At 69.0% G+C, this 13,860-nt stretch carries 13 protein-coding genes and 1 riboswitch; of the genes, 4 read left to right on the forward strand and 9 right to left on the reverse strand.

Annotation, left to right across the window (positions count from 1 at the left end; translation table 11 throughout):
• Positions 1-145: 145 nt before the first annotated feature.
• Both CTB96_RS08740 and CTB96_RS08745 read right to left on the reverse strand, forming a co-directional pair.
• The gene (locus CTB96_RS08740; protein ID WP_110126542.1) at positions 146-2,086 is read right to left on the reverse strand and encodes an ABC transporter ATP-binding protein; all 1,941 of its coding nucleotides are present in this window, start codon (positions 2,084-2,086) and stop codon (positions 146-148) included.
• A gap of 134 nt (positions 2,087-2,220) precedes the next feature.
• Entirely contained in the window at positions 2,221-2,436 is a 216-nt protein-coding gene (locus CTB96_RS08745; RefSeq protein WP_110126543.1) for a hypothetical protein, read from the reverse strand.
• Positions 2,437-2,531: 95 nt separating this feature from the next.
• Between CTB96_RS08745 and CTB96_RS08750 the strand changes: the two genes are divergently transcribed.
• Genes CTB96_RS08750 through CTB96_RS08760 form a run of 3 tightly spaced genes read left to right on the forward strand, consistent with a single transcriptional unit; the run spans position 2,532 to position 5,160 of the window.
• Entirely contained in the window at positions 2,532-3,458 is a 927-nt protein-coding gene (locus CTB96_RS08750; RefSeq protein WP_110126544.1) for an ABC transporter ATP-binding protein, read from the forward strand.
• Entirely contained in the window at positions 3,455-4,336 is an 882-nt protein-coding gene (locus CTB96_RS08755; RefSeq protein WP_110126545.1) for an ABC transporter permease, read from the forward strand. Before CTB96_RS08750 ends, CTB96_RS08755 begins: the two co-directional genes overlap by 4 nt.
• Positions 4,333-5,160: an ABC transporter permease gene (locus CTB96_RS08760; RefSeq protein ID WP_110126546.1), complete on the forward strand. Its 828-nt coding sequence runs from the start codon at positions 4,333-4,335 to the stop codon at positions 5,158-5,160. Before CTB96_RS08755 ends, CTB96_RS08760 begins: the two co-directional genes overlap by 4 nt.
• Before the next feature lie 83 nt (positions 5,161-5,243).
• Here the strand turns inward: CTB96_RS08760 and CTB96_RS08765 are convergent, their stop codons facing one another.
• Complete coding sequence (locus CTB96_RS08765; protein ID WP_110126547.1) at positions 5,244-6,599, reverse strand: MFS transporter; 1,356 nt, start codon at positions 6,597-6,599, stop codon at positions 5,244-5,246.
• Positions 6,600-6,725: 126 nt separating this feature from the next.
• Positions 6,726-8,381 (reverse strand): sensor histidine kinase, encoded by a 1,656-nt coding sequence (locus CTB96_RS08770; RefSeq protein WP_181397205.1) that lies wholly within the window; start codon positions 8,379-8,381, stop codon positions 6,726-6,728.
• 121 nt (positions 8,382-8,502) lie between these two features.
• Here CTB96_RS08770 and CTB96_RS08775 point away from each other — a divergent pair, with 121 nt between their 5' ends.
• Complete coding sequence (locus tag CTB96_RS08775) at positions 8,503-8,874, forward strand: response regulator transcription factor (RefSeq protein ID WP_110126549.1); 372 nt, start codon at positions 8,503-8,505, stop codon at positions 8,872-8,874.
• Positions 8,875-9,054: 180 nt separating this feature from the next.
• Here the strand turns inward: CTB96_RS08775 and ribH are convergent, their stop codons facing one another.
• The 5 genes from ribH to CTB96_RS08800 form a co-directional block, all read right to left on the reverse strand.
• Entirely contained in the window at positions 9,055-9,528 is a 474-nt protein-coding gene (gene ribH, locus CTB96_RS08780) for a 6,7-dimethyl-8-ribityllumazine synthase (protein ID WP_110126550.1), read from the reverse strand.
• Positions 9,525-10,787: a GTP cyclohydrolase II gene (gene ribA, locus CTB96_RS08785; protein ID WP_110126551.1), complete on the reverse strand. Its 1,263-nt coding sequence runs from the start codon at positions 10,785-10,787 to the stop codon at positions 9,525-9,527. Before ribA ends, ribH begins: the two co-directional genes overlap by 4 nt.
• Positions 10,784-11,479, reverse strand: a complete 696-nt coding sequence (locus CTB96_RS08790; RefSeq protein WP_110126552.1) for a riboflavin synthase — start codon at positions 11,477-11,479, stop codon at positions 10,784-10,786. Before CTB96_RS08790 ends, ribA begins: the two co-directional genes overlap by 4 nt.
• A gap of 11 nt (positions 11,480-11,490) precedes the next feature.
• Entirely contained in the window at positions 11,491-12,564 is a 1,074-nt protein-coding gene (gene ribD, locus CTB96_RS08795; RefSeq protein WP_248283291.1) for a bifunctional diaminohydroxyphosphoribosylaminopyrimidine deaminase/5-amino-6-(5-phosphoribosylamino)uracil reductase RibD, read from the reverse strand.
• An 82-nt stretch (positions 12,565-12,646) separates the two neighbouring features.
• Positions 12,647-12,779: riboswitch (FMN riboswitch) on the reverse strand.
• Positions 12,780-12,853: 74 nt separating this feature from the next.
• Entirely contained in the window at positions 12,854-13,828 is a 975-nt protein-coding gene (locus tag CTB96_RS08800; RefSeq protein ID WP_248283292.1) for a sugar-binding transcriptional regulator, read from the reverse strand.
• Positions 13,829-13,860: the final 32 nt, after the last annotated feature.

The raw sequence follows: 13,860 nt of genomic DNA on the forward strand, positions 1-13,860 counted from the left end.
CTCAGTGGTTGCCACGCGGGCACCAAGCAGCCACAAGACCGCTGTCGCGAGATGAACATCTCGCGAAAGCGGCAAAGTGGTTGCTTCGCGAGTGCCCAGGCAGCAACACGACCGCTTTCGCGAGATGCGTGGGGGCAGCCGGCCGTTAGACCAGCAGCTGGTGCTTGGCCAGGTCGCGGTAGAGCGGCGTGGAGACGACCAGCTCGGAGTGGGTGCCGGTGCCGACGACCTCGCCGTGGTCGAGCACCACGATCTGGTCGGAGTCGACCACGGTCGACAGGCGGTGGGCGATCACGATCAGGGTGCGATCCACCGCCACGGCGTCGATCGCCTCGCGCATCAGCTGCTCGTTCATGCCGTCCAGGCTCGAGGTGGACTCGTCGAGCAGCAGGATGGGCGGGGCCGCGAGCAGGGCGCGGGCGATCGCGAGGCGCTGGCGCTCCCCGCCGGAAAGCTTGACGCCGTCTTCGCCGACCGCCGCGCCGAGGCCGGCCGGGTCGCGGTCGAGCACCTCGCCGAGGTTCACGGCGTGCAGCACCGCCACGCACTCCTCGTCGGTGGCGTCAGGGCTGGCGAGCGTGAGGTTGTCGCGCAGCGAACCGGCCAGCACCGGGGCGTCCTGTTCCACGTAGCCGATCTGGCCGCGCAGGTCGGTGCGGTCCAGGCTGCGGATGTCGAGGCCGCCGAGCCGCACCACGCCGGAATCGGCGTCGTAGAACCGCTCGATCAGGGCGAGGATGGTGCTCTTGCCGGCGCCGGACGGCCCGACCAGGGCGGTGCGGAGGCCCCGCGGAGCGTTGAACGACACCCCGCGCAGCACCGGCTTGCGTTCCGCCGGGCCGGCCTCGATGGTGGTGTCCGTGGGCGCGGCCGGCGTCGATCCGTCTTCGGCCGCGAGCACGGCCGCGGCGGCGGTGGCGGGCGCGAGGGCGCCGGGAATGACGGCGGCCAGGGGTTCGCCGGTCACGGCATCCGTCGTGGCAATGGCAGTGGCCGCGTAGGAGAAGCGCACGTCTTCGAACGAGATCGCCGGCGCCTGCGGGTTGACCTTGGCGTTGGCGGCACCGACCACGATCGCCAGCGGGGCGATGTCGCGGTCGAACTGGTCCTCGCTGGGCAGGTCGATGATCTCCTGGATGCGGCCGAGCGCGCCAAGCGCGGAGTTGACCGAGGTGATCGCGCCGAAGAACTGGCCCAGCGGCATGATCATCATGAACAGGAACAGGATGAACGACACCAGGTTGGCGATCGTGATGCTGCCGTCGGCCACCCGGAAGCCGCCGACACCCAGCACCACGAGCAGTGACACCTGCAGGGCGATGCCGGCGATCGGCACGACCAGGGCGGAGATCTTGGCGACCTTGATGCCCATCTGCCAGGCGCCCTGGGCGTCCTTTTCCACCACGGCGATCTCGCGCTGGGTGGCGTTCGCGGCCCGCACGGTGCGCACGGCGCTGATGGCGCGTTCCACGCTGGCGGCGAGGTCACCGACCTTGGTCTGTGCGGCCAGGCTGGCGGTGCGGATGCGCTGGGAGAGCAGCACCACGGTGACCACCGAGACGCCGATCACGAGCACGGTGAGGCCGAGCAACACCGGGTCGATGATGAGCATCGCGATGATGGCGCCAATGAAGGTGAGCGAGCCGCCGATGGCCTCCACAGCGCCCTGGGTGAGCACGGCGCGCAACAGGGTGGTGTCCGAGCTCACCCGGGAGACCAGATCGCCGGTGCGGCGGGCGTCGAACTGGCTGATCGGCAGGTTGAGCATCCGGGCGATCAAGCGACGACGGCTGGAGAGAACCACGCCCTCGCCGGTGCGCTGCAGCAGGTAGTGCTGGTAGCCGCTGATCAACGCGGACACCACGACTAGGGCCACGAGGCCGCCGACGATGCCGTCGAGCGGGTCGCCCTTCTCGACCAGGGTGATCACCTGGCTCACTAGCAGCGGCTGGGCCAGGCTGGCGGCGGCGCCGAGCACGCTGAGCACCACGACCACGCTGAGCACGGCCTTGTGCTCGTAGAGGTAGGGCAGCAGCTGGCTGAAGGATGCGCGCGGCCCCTCGGTCGGCGCGCCGCGGCGGCCCATCCGCGAGCGGGGCTTCGAGGCGGGGGCGGTCGATGGGGTGCTGGAACCGGGGGCTGTCGTACTCACCAGTCGAGCTTAACTCTCAGGCTTGCGCCGGTCCGTGCGAGGGCCGGGCGCGGCGGCGGCTCCGTGCCTCACTTGCGGCCGTACTTCTTGTGCACGGCCTGGCGGGAGACCTCGAGGGCCAGGGCGATCAGCTGCCAGGAGGCGTTGTTGTTCCGTGCCCGCCGTACGGCCACGGCCTCCGCGCGGTCGAGGTCGTGGCGTGCGGCCTTGATGGCTCGCAGCGCGTCGATCGGGTCACCCGAGCCGGCGTTGCCAAGGAGTGTGCGTCCGGTGTCATCCAACATGTCGTCAACTTTAGTTGACGGTCGGTCGGCCTGTCAACCAAGGTTGACGCCCGCGCCGAGTCGCGGTGTCGCACCCCCGGCCTACAGTAGGAGCTGTGCCAGATCCCGTCATCGTCGCCCAGGACCTCAGGAAGACCTACGCCGGCTTCGCCGCGGTGGATGGCATCTCGTTCGCGGTGGAACGGGGCGAATCCTTCGGCCTGCTCGGCCCCAACGGCGCCGGCAAATCCACCACCATGCGCATGGTCGGCGCGGTGTCCACCCGCACCGGCGGCAGCCTGAGCGTGCTCGGGCTCGACCCCGACCGGCACGGCCCCGAGATCCGCTCGCAACTGGGCGTCGTGCCCCAGTCCGACAATCTCGACACCGAGCTGCGGGTGCGCGAGAACCTGCTGGTCTACGGCCGGTACTTCGGCCTGCCGCGTGCCCAGGTGGCCCGTCGTGCCGACGAGCTGCTCGCTTTCGCCCAGCTCGAGGACAAGGCGAAGGCCAAGGTGGATGCCCTCTCCGGCGGCATGAAACGCCGCCTCACCATCGCCCGGGCGCTGATCAACGACCCCAGCATCCTGCTGCTCGACGAACCGACCACCGGCCTCGACCCGCAGGCCCGGCACATCCTCTGGGACCGGCTGTTCCGGCTCAAGGAACAGGGCACCACGCTGCTGCTCACCACCCACTACATGGACGAGGCCGAGCAGCTCTGCGACCGGATCGTGGTCGTCGACAAGGGCGCCATCATGGCCGAGGGCTCACCCGCCGAGCTGATCCGCCGGTACTCCTCCAAGGAAGTGCTCGAGGTGCGCTTCGGCTCCAGCCGCAACAGTGAGGTCGCCGAGCGGCTGCAGGGCATCGGCGACCGGGTCGAAGTGCTGCCCGACCGCATCCTCATCTACACCGGCAACGGCGAGGCCGAGCTCGTGCGCCTCACCGACGCCGGCCTGCACCCGATCACCAGCCTCGTGCGCCGGTCCAGCCTGGAAGACGTCTTCCTGCGCCTGACCGGGCGCACCCTGATCGAATGAGCACGCCAGACGCCGCCCGGCCACAGGCCCCGGCCGCCTCCGCCGGCGGGCAGTCGGATGCGGCCGCGCGCGCCATCCGCGCCACCCGGAACAGCCGGCGCTGGGGCTCCTGGTACGTCGCCGAGCACCGCTTCCGGGTGATGCGTTCCTACGCCCAGACGGTGCTCGTCACCGCGATCGGCAACCCGGTGATCTACCTCTACGCCATGGGCGTCGGCCTGGCCACCCTGGTCGACGGCAATCTCGGCGCCGACGCCGTGACCGGGGTCGACTACCTCACCTTCGTCGCCCCTGCCTTGCTGTGCAGCGCCGCGATCAGCGTGGCCAGCGAGGAGTTCACCTACCCGGTCATGCTCGGGTTCAAGTGGAACCCGGTCTTCTACGGCATGAACGCCAGCCCCATCCAGCCGGGCCAGATCATCAACGGCCTCGTCATCTCGGTGGCGGCGCGGATGCTGGTCACCTGCGGACTGTACTTCGGCTTCATGCTGCTCTTCGGGGCCGTGCCCAGCCCGACCGGCTTCCTCGCGATCTTCGCGGCCCTGCTCACGGGCATGGGCTTCGGTGCGCTGCTGATGGGGTACACCAGCACCCTCACCGAAGACACCGGCCAGCTGGCCATGGTGATGCGGTTCATCATCCTGCCGATGACGCTGTTCTCCGGCACGTTTTTCCCGCTAGACCTGCTGCCGCTGTACCTGCGCTGGATCGGCTGGATCTCCCCGCTCTGGCACGGCACCGAGCTGTCGCGGGTGTTCGCCTACGGCGCCGTCGAGCCGGTCTGGCTCAGCGTGGTGCACGTGCTCTACCTGGCGGCGCTGCTGATGATCGGCTGGGTGTGGGCCCGCCGGGTTGCCGTGCGGAGGTTGAACAAATGAGCGTCGGCACCCAGACCAACCCCCACCTCGCCCCCACCCGGCCGCTCGGGGCGCTGTACGCGGGCAACGCCCGCAGCGTCATGCTGCGCGGTTGGCGGGCCACCGCGAGCACCAACTGGCTGGTCATGCTGAGCGGGTTCTTCGAGCCGATCTTCTACCTGCTCTCGATGGGCCTGGGACTGGGCGCCCTGGTGGGCACCATCACCACCGAGGCCGGTCAGGAGATCCCCTACGCCGCCTACATCGCGCCGGCGCTGCTGGCCGTCGCGGCCATGAACGGGGCGATCTACGACTCCACCTGGAACGTGTTCTTCAAGATGCAGTTCGCCAAGCTCTACGAGGGCATGCTGTCCACCTCGCTCGGGCCGCTCGACGTGGCGCTGGGCGAGATTTCGCTGGCGCTGCTGCGCGGCGCCCTGTATGCCACCGGGTTCATGTTCGTGATGCAGGTGCTCGGGCTCAACCTGTCGTGGTGGGCGCTGTTGGCCCTGCCGGCGGTGCTGCTGATCGCCTTCGGTTTCGCCAGTGTGGGCATGGCGGTGACCAGCTACATGAAGACCTTCCAGCAGATGGACTGGATCAACTTCGTGCTGCTGCCGATGTTCCTCTTCTCGGCCACGTTCTACCCGCTCAGCGTGTACCCGCCGGGCCTGCAACTCGTGATCCAGGCGCTGCCGCTCTGGCACGGGGTGGAGCTGGTGCGCGGCCTCACCACCGGTCTGGTCGATGCCGGCATGCTCTGGCACGTGCTCTACTACCTCGTGATGATCGCCCTGGGCCTGGTCTTCACCACCCGCCGTTTGCGCGCCCTCTTCCTGGACTGACGCCCCCCAGGTACGCGAAAGAGGCCATGTGGTCACCTCAATGAATTGAGGCAACCCCATGGCCGCTTTCGCGACCTGTTGTATTAGCGCTCGATGTCTAGGTCGCGGGTTTCGCGGCTCAGGTAGAGCGCCACCAGGGTGATCACGCCCATCACCGAGAGGTAGATGCCCACCCAGAACGGGCTGCCTTCGCCGAGCGTCCACAGCCAGACCGCGATGAACGGGGCCACGGCGGCACCGAGGATCGAGCTCATGTTGTAGGCGAACGCCGAACCGGTGTAACGCACGTTGGTGGGGAACAGCTCGGGCAGCAGGGCGCCCATCGGGCCGAAGGTCATGCCCATCAGCGTGAAGCCGAGGATGAGGAAGATCATCACGCCGAGGAAGCCGGCGCCGAGCAGCGGCACGAACAGGAAGCCGAAGACGATGATGCCCGCGGTCACCCAGAGCAGCGTGCGGCGGCGGCCGAACTTGTCGGCCCAGGGGCCGGAGGCGAGGGTGAAGATGCCGAAGAACACCACGCCGGCGATCATCATCAGCACGAACGTCGTGTAGCTGTAACCGAGGCCGGCGACCGGCGCATCCGTTGCCGCACGGCCGTAGCTCAGGCTGAAGGTCGTCATCAGGTAGAACAGCACGTAGGTGGCGAGCATGATGAACGTGCCTAGGATGAGTTCACGCCAGTTGGTCTTGAACACCGCGGCCAGGGGCAGCTTCTGCACCTTCTTGGTCGTGACGATCTTGGTGAACGCGTCGCTCTCCACCAGGCGCAGGCGCACCCAGAGGCCGATGATGACCATGACCGCGCTGAACAGGAACGGCACCCGCCAGGCCCATTCCAGGAACGCGTCCGACGGACGGGTCGGGTCGTCGGAGGGCAGCAGCAGGGCGATCAGCAGGAACAGGCCGTTGGCGATGATGAAGCCGAGCGGCGCGCCCACCTGGGGGAAGGTGCCGTACCAAGCACGCTTGCCCTTCGGCGCGTTCTCGGTGGCCACCAGGGCGGCTCCGCTCCATTCGCCGCCGAGCGCGAAGCCCTGGGCCAGGCGCAGGATGACGAGCATCAGCGGGGCGAACCAGCCGACCATCGAGTAGGTCGGCAGCACGCCGATCAGGAAGGTGGCGATGCCCATGGTGAGCAGGGCGCCGACGAGGGTGGCCTTGCGGCCCTTCTTGTCGCCGAAGTGGCCGAAGAACAGGGCGCCGAGCGGGCGGGCGACCATGGCGGCTCCGAAGACGGCGAAGGAGGCCAGCAGGGCGGTCGTGTCGTTGCCGGTGGGGAAGAACAGGTGCGGGAAGACCAGCACCGCGGCCGTGGCGTAGACGTAGAAGTCGTAGAACTCGATCGTGGTGCCGATGAGGCTGGCCAGGATGACGCGACTGCGGGGGTTCGTGGGCGCGGGGGCGGCGGGAGTGGCCGCCGCAGTGGATGTCGACATGAGGGAAGGCGCTTTCGAAGAAGGAAGTGGCGGGAACGTCGTCGGCGCGAGACGGCGGTCAGTCGTCGGGGGCGGGCGGTTTCGCTGCGCAAAAAGTGTGGCCGCTCGTGACGGCCACCATTCACCCTACATTCGGGGCGCGCCGCCCGACGAATCGGCCCGCGAGAGCTCCTCCGGCCCCGCCGCGGGGTGCCGGGGCAGTGCGACGGTCACGTGGGTGCCGGTGCGCCCATCTGACTGCAGGTCGATGCTGCCGCCGAGCCGGTCGACCAGGCCCTTGGTCAGGGGCAGACCGAGGCCGGTGCCCGGCAAGGACTCGGCGCTGGCCGAGCGGTAGAACCTGTCGAAGACCCGCTCGATGTCTGCCGGCGGGATGCCGATGCCGTTGTCGCTCACGGTGACCAGCACGCTCTCGGTGTCGGCGAACACCCCGACCCAGACCTGGCCGTCGGCGGGCGTGAACTTGACCGCGTTCGACACCAGGTTCGTCAGCATCCGACGCACGTCGGAGGCCGAGGTGCGCAGTCGCAGCGGTCCGTCGCTGAACTCGGCCGTCAGGCTCACCCCGGCCTCGTGGGCCTGCGGGGCCAGCTCTTCGACACAATCGACCACGAGTGTGCGGAGGTCCACGGACTCGAGCGCGGCCGTGTCGGACTGGGTGCTCATGCGGGAGAGATCCAGGAGGTCTTCCACCAGTTGCGCCAGCCGGTGGGAGTTGCGCACGATCACCCGGGTGTACCGGGCCTGGGCGGCGTCGAGCTCGGTGTCCTCCAGCTCCTCGGCGTAGCCCAGGATGCTGGTGATCGGGGTGCGCAGTTCGTGGCTGACCGACGACACGAAGTCGTCCTTCTGCCGGTTGAGGTCGAGCAGGGCCTGCACCACCTGCCGCTCGCGCTCGAGCAGGTCGTCGCGCTGGGCGAGTTCGGCGGCCAGCAGCAGCACCGACACCGCATAGGTGAGGAGGAAGATCTGCACGAGGGATCCGGCCGCGGCGGTGTTGCCCTGGCCCACGGTGAAATAGCCCACGCCCACCGAGTTCACGGCGGAGGCGATCAGCGCGGTGCCGCAGAGTTCCCAGCCCACCACCCGGATGCCGAATCTGAACGCGGCCCAGGTGAGCAGGGGCAGCAGCAGGAACGACAACGGCAGCGGCTGGCCGGGTGCGTAAGCGACCCCGAGCACCAGGAGCATGCAGCCCACCTGGATGAGCATCTCCAGCCGGCGGTGCCGGTTGATCGGGCGCCGCCGCACGAGCGCCAGCGGCACCAGCACGAATACCGCGAAGGCGTGCGAGGGAATGGCGGAGAGCAGTACAGCGCCGAACTCGCCGCTGCTGAACAGGGTGAGGGTGACGGCGGCGCCCAACCCGATGACCAGGCTGCCGCTGAGCACGGCGATGGTGAACCGCATCACGTCACGCACGGTGTCGAGCCGGGCCGGTTCGTCCCGTCGGCTGAGGATCGCTGCAACCACGACGGCCTCGAGCGCATTGGCCAGCCCGAAGCCGATGGCCACGGGCAGCGGGCGGCCGCCGCTGAGATTCGCGGCGGCGCTGACGAGCCCCACCAGAACGGCGACCGGCCAGCGTTCGAGGCCGCGCGCGACGCAGAGGGCGAGCACCCCGCCGGCGGCGGCCGGCCACCAGGCGGCGACGCCGCTGGCGGAGGAGGGCGCCGTCAACGCGGCGAGGCCGAGCAGGTACACCAGAACGAGGAGCCCGGCGATGGCCGCGTATCGCCAGTTGCGGGGCACGGCCCACAGCCAGGAAACGACATTGTTCACCGGCGCGGTGTCCCCCCTGTGAAGCCGACCATGGTGCGGTTGGATAAAGTCAACGTAGCGCGTCACGAGCCCGAGGGCCGCGATCAACGCGAGAACATGGCCGAACCAGGGGACAGCACTGATGCCACGTATTTTGATCGTCGAGGACGACGAAGACGTCAGGGCGCTCATCGCCCACAAACTCCGCAGGGCCGGGCATGACGTCTTCGAAGCCGGCGACGGGCAGGAAGGCCTCTCCGCGGCGCACGAGGTGCTGCCCGACCTGATGGTGCTGGACTGGATGATGCCCAAGCTCACCGGCATCGAGGTGTGCGCGAGCATCCGCGCCGATACCGGGATGGCTCAGCCGCGAATTCTCATGCTGACCGCGAAGTCGCAGGACAGCGACATCGCCCTGGCGCTGAACACCGGGGCGGATGGCTACCTGATCAAGCCGTTCCGCGCCAACGAGCTGCTCGAACGGGTGACCGCGCTCCTCGCCGCTTCGAAATAGAGGTCGCGACCCTCGCTGCTCGAGCTCGTCGAGACCCTCGTGACCCGGTCTGCGCGCCGTGCCCACTCGTTGGTCGAGCTTGTCGAGACCTCGTGACTATGCCTTGGGTCGGTACCGTCGGCGAGATAGTCTCACCTGGTCTCGACAAGCTCGACCAGCGGGCAGAGCTCGACCAGCGTTCTACCGGGCGCGCAGCTGCTTGAGCACCAGGGCCGTGGACAACGCCGCGGTAGCGGCCTCCTCGCCCTTGTCCTCCTTCGAGCCGGGCAGCCCGGCCCGGTCCAGGCCCTGCTGCTCGTCGTCGAGGGTGAGCACGCCGAAGCCGACCGGCTTGCCGGTGTCCAGCGCCACCCGGGTGAGGCCATCCGTCGCCGCCGCCGAGACGTACTCGAAGTGCGGGGTGCCGCCACGGATGATCACGCCGAGCGCCACCACCGCGTCGGCGCCGCTGTCCAGCGCCACCTTGCTCGCCACGGGCAGCTCGAAGCTGCCGGGCACGCGCACCAACGAGTACGTGGCCCCGGATGCCTCGAGCACCCGGGTGGCTCCGGCGATGAGGCCGTCGGTGATCACATCGTGCCAGCGGCCGGCAATGATCACGACCTCCAGTCCGGTGCCGTCGACAGTGATGTCGGGGGAGCCTGCTCCACTCATAGTGCGAGTCCTTTCACGATTTGGTGTGCTGAGATTTCATGGCCCATGCGGTCACGCTTGGCGGCGAGGTAGTCCTCGTTGTGGCTGCCGACGCCCACGACGAGCGGCACCCGTTCGGTCACGGTCACGCCGTGGGCTTCCAGCTGGCGCACCTTCTCCGGGTTGTTGGTGAGCAGGCGCACCGAGCCGACCCCGAGTTCGTCCAGGATCGCGGTGGCGGCCCCGTAGTCCCGGGAATCGGCGGGCAGGCCCAGGGCGAGGTTGGCGTCCAGGGTGTCCAGGCCGTCTTCCTGCAGCTTGTAGGCACGCAGCTTGTTGATCAGACCGATGCCCCGGCCCTCCTGGCCGCGCAGGTAGATCACCACGCCGCCGCCCTGCTCAATGGTGTCCAGCGCGGCCTGCAGCTGCGGGCCGCACTCGCATTTGAGCGAGCCGAACGCCTCACCGGTGAGGCACTCGGAGTGCACCCGCACGAGCGCACCATCGGCGGGGGTGCCGGAGACGATGGCCACGTGGTCGGCCCCGGTCATCCGGTCGCGGTAGGCGCGGATCTGGAAGGCGCCGTGGCTGGTGGGAACCGTGGTCTCCACCTCGAAGTCCACCCGCGGGGATTCCCGGATCGGGCTGATCGAGGCCAGAGGGGCGCCGCCGTGGAACTCCTCGAGGTAGACGATGAGGTCGGCGATGGTGATCACCGGCACGCCCTCACGCTCGCCGAGCACGAGCAGGCCGGGTAGGCGCATCATCTCGCCGTCGTCGGCGACGATCTCGGCGATGCCGGCCACCGGGGTGAGCCCGGCGAGCTTCATCAGGTCGACGGCAGCCTCGGTGTGACCGTCGCGTTCCCGCACGCCACCATCCATCGCGCGCAGCGGCAGGATGTGCCCGGGCCGGTTGAGGCTGGCCGGGGTAGAGCTCGGTTCGGCCAGCACGCGCAGGGTGTGGGCGCGGTCGGCGGCGCTGATGCCGGTGCTCAGGCGATCGGCGGCGTCTACGGTGACCGTGTAGTTCGTGCCGCGCGGGTCTTCGTTGTTGAGCACCATCACGGGCAGGTCGAGGGTGTCGGCGATGTCGTTGGTCATCGGCGCGCAGATGAAACCGCTGGAGTTGCGCACGGTCCAGGCGATCCATTCCTGGGTGGCGAGCTGGGCGGAGATGATCACGTCGCCCTCGTTCTCGCGGCCCTCATCGTCGGCGACGATGACGGGCTTGCCGAGCCGGAGTGCCGCCAGTGCGGTGGGGATGTCGGCGAGGCTCATGGGGTGCTCCTTAGAACTGCGGATGGTGCGGATGTGTCGGAAGGTGCCGCGGGGTCTGCTGAGGGGGCCGCCTGGCCGGTCTGCGCGGCGGCGAGGGCGAGCATCCGCTCCACGTGCCGGGCCAGGATGTCGGTTTCGAGGTTGACCTGGTCGCCGACGGCCTTGCTGCCCAGGGTGGTGGCGGCGAGGGTCTCGGGAATGAGCGAGACCTCGAACCACTGCTCGACAACCGTGGCGGGGGAGATGTTGCTCACCGTGAGGGAGACGCCGTCGATGGCGATCGAGCCCTTGTCCACCACCAGCGGCGCCAGCTGTGGGCTGAGGCTGAACCGCACCACCTGCCAGGCCTCGCCGGGGCGCACGGCCAGTACGGTGCCGGTGCCGTCGATGTGGCCCTGCACGATGTGCCCGCCGAGCCGGCCGCCGACCAAGGCAGCGCGTTCCAGGTTCACCGGCGTGCCGGGTGCGGCGCGCTCCAGGGTGGACATCGACAGGGTCTGCGCCATCACGTCGGCGGTGAAGGTGTCCGGGGTCTGGTCGACCACGGTGAGGCAGACGCCGTTGACCGAGATGGAGTCGCCGTGGCCGGCGCCGTCGACCACGAGCGGCCCGCGGATGGTCAGCCGGGCGGCATCACTCGTGCGCTCGACGTGCTCGATGGTGCCGAGCTCCTCAATGATTCCGGTGAACATGGTGGTCCTCTTCACTTCTCGGTGACGCTCAAGGCGGGGGCGGTGTGGTCGGTCGTGGGGGTCTGGCTCGAGGCGGGGCGGGCGATGAGCAGGATGTCGTCGCCGAGCCGCACCAGGTCGTCGATCGCCAGGCGGCGCTGCCCGGTGATGCTGCCGACGCCGATGTCGCCGAGGGCGAGCTTTTCGCCGCCGAGCAGGGTGGGCGCGAGGTAGACGAGGTACTCGTCGGCCAGGCCGGCGCGCACGAAGGCGCTGGCCAGGGTGGGGCCGCCCTCCACGAACACCCGGCGGATGCCGCGCTCGTGCAGCTCGCGCAGCAGCGCGTTCGGGTCGTGCCCGGCCACGAACCACGGGGCGAGAGGATGCCGGTGCACGGCGGCGTCGGCCGGCACCGGGCGGTCGCCCGCCACAACGGGTTGCGGCTGATGCGGCAGCAACGTGCCGTCATCGGCGCGGGCGGTGAGGGACGGGTCATCGGCGAGAACGGTGCCGGTGCCCACCACGATCGCGTCGGCCGCAGCACGGCGCAGGTGCACGTCGTGCCGGGCGGCGGGGCCGGTGATCCACTGACTGGAACCATCCGCTGCCGCGGCGCGGCCGTCGAGGCTCGACGCCCACTTCACCGTGACGAACGGGCGGCCGAGCCGGGCGGAGACCAGCCAGTCGGCCAGGAAGACTTCGACCTCGTCGGCCAGGAGCCCGCCGGTCACGTCCACGCCGGCGGCTCGCAGCCGGTCACCGCCGCCGGAAGAGTGCCGGCCGGGGTCGGCGACGGCGTAGACCACCCGGCTGATGCCGGCGTCGATCAGCGCGAGCGCACACGGGCCGGTTCGGCCGGTGTGGTTGCAGGGTTCGAGGGTGACCACGGCGGTGGCGCCGCGAGCGGCGGCAGGGTCGAGCTGGGCCAGGGCATCCACTTCGGCGTGGCAGGTGCCGGCGCCGCGGTGCCAGCCCTCGGCGAGGAGTTCACCGGCGGGGCTGAGGATCACGCAACCGACCCGGGGGTTGACGCCGGCGGCGGGTCCGTTGCCGGCCAGCTGCAGGGCTCGGCGCATCGCGCTGTCGAGCGTGTGCTGCTGCTGCATTCCCTGTCCCGTCGTTCAGACGCTCCGGGAGGGGGATTTCGCGTGCGCGAAAGCCGTCGACGGTCCACAAGTGAACCCTCGATTCGTGTCTCCTCCCATCCGGACTTTAACCGTCGGTGCTGGAATTTCACCAGCTCAACCGAAACCCAACGATCAGGTTTCGGCTCGCGGACTTTCACCGCCGGTTCGGATTCTCACCGACCCCGGAGCACGTTTCTATAGTCAGTTATATCTCAACGCAGCCGGAGTTGAGCTATTCCCATGCGTCGCAGATGACGTTCCGAGTCGGTCAGATCGACGCCACCAGCGCACGGGCGGTGCTCTCGTCGACAAACAAATCGGTGATCAGTTCTGCTTTCAGCGCCCCGCGAAGGCTGGGCAGTTTGGCCTGGCCAGAAACCACACAGAGGCGGCGCGGAGTCTGGCGCAACACCTCGAACCCGGGGCCGGTGCCGCGGGCGTTGAGCAGGATCCCGTCGGTGGAGCCGTCGGCGCGGTAGAACACCGTCGCCACGTCACCCACCACGCTGGCCCGGCTGAGCGAGGCGTAATCGCCCTCTTCGAGGTAGCCGCCGGCATAGACGTGGCTGGGCACCTCGGAGAACGGTGAGCCGAGTCCGAACAGGGCCACGTCCATCCGCGCCTGCATCTCGAGCAGCCGGAGAACACTGCGTTCCCGCCACAGCGCCTGCTTGGTGGCGGGGCTGTCGAAGAACGCCGGCACCGGGAACTGGTGCACATGCGCGCCGAACGCGTAGCCGAACCGCCCGAGGATCTCACTGGCGTAACTGAGCCCCGTGGTGCGGTGGTTGCCGGCCCCGTTGAGTTGGATGATCTGCGAGTTGTGGGTCTGCTTGGGTGTGACGTGCCGGCTGATCGCGTTCATGGTGGAGCCCCAGGCGATGCCCATGACCATGTTGGAGTCGAAGAACTGGCCGAGAATCCGTGCAACCGACAGCGCCACCCGCTCCAATCTGTCGACGTCGGTGGCGTGATCGGGCACCGGAACGACGTGTGCGGTGATGTTGAACCGCTCCTGAATCAGCAGTTCCAGCCGGCTCGGGGCGTCGAGGGGAGAGCGGATCTGGATGTCGACGAGGCCGGTCGCGCGGGCATGACTGAGCAGGCGGGACACGGAGGAGCGGGAGGTGTGGAGCTCGTGGGCGATGGCATCCATCGTGAGGTCCTGCATGTAGTAGAGGTGCGCGGCAGTGAGGGCGTCGCGTACCCGGTCGGACTGTGCCGACTCATCAACGAGGCTCACAGCCCCTCCTTGCACGTTTGTTCACTCGGCTT

The sequence above is a fragment of the Cryobacterium arcticum genome (assembly GCF_003185895.1).
In the GTDB taxonomy this organism is placed as follows: domain Bacteria; phylum Actinomycetota; class Actinomycetes; order Actinomycetales; family Microbacteriaceae; genus Cryobacterium; species Cryobacterium arcticum.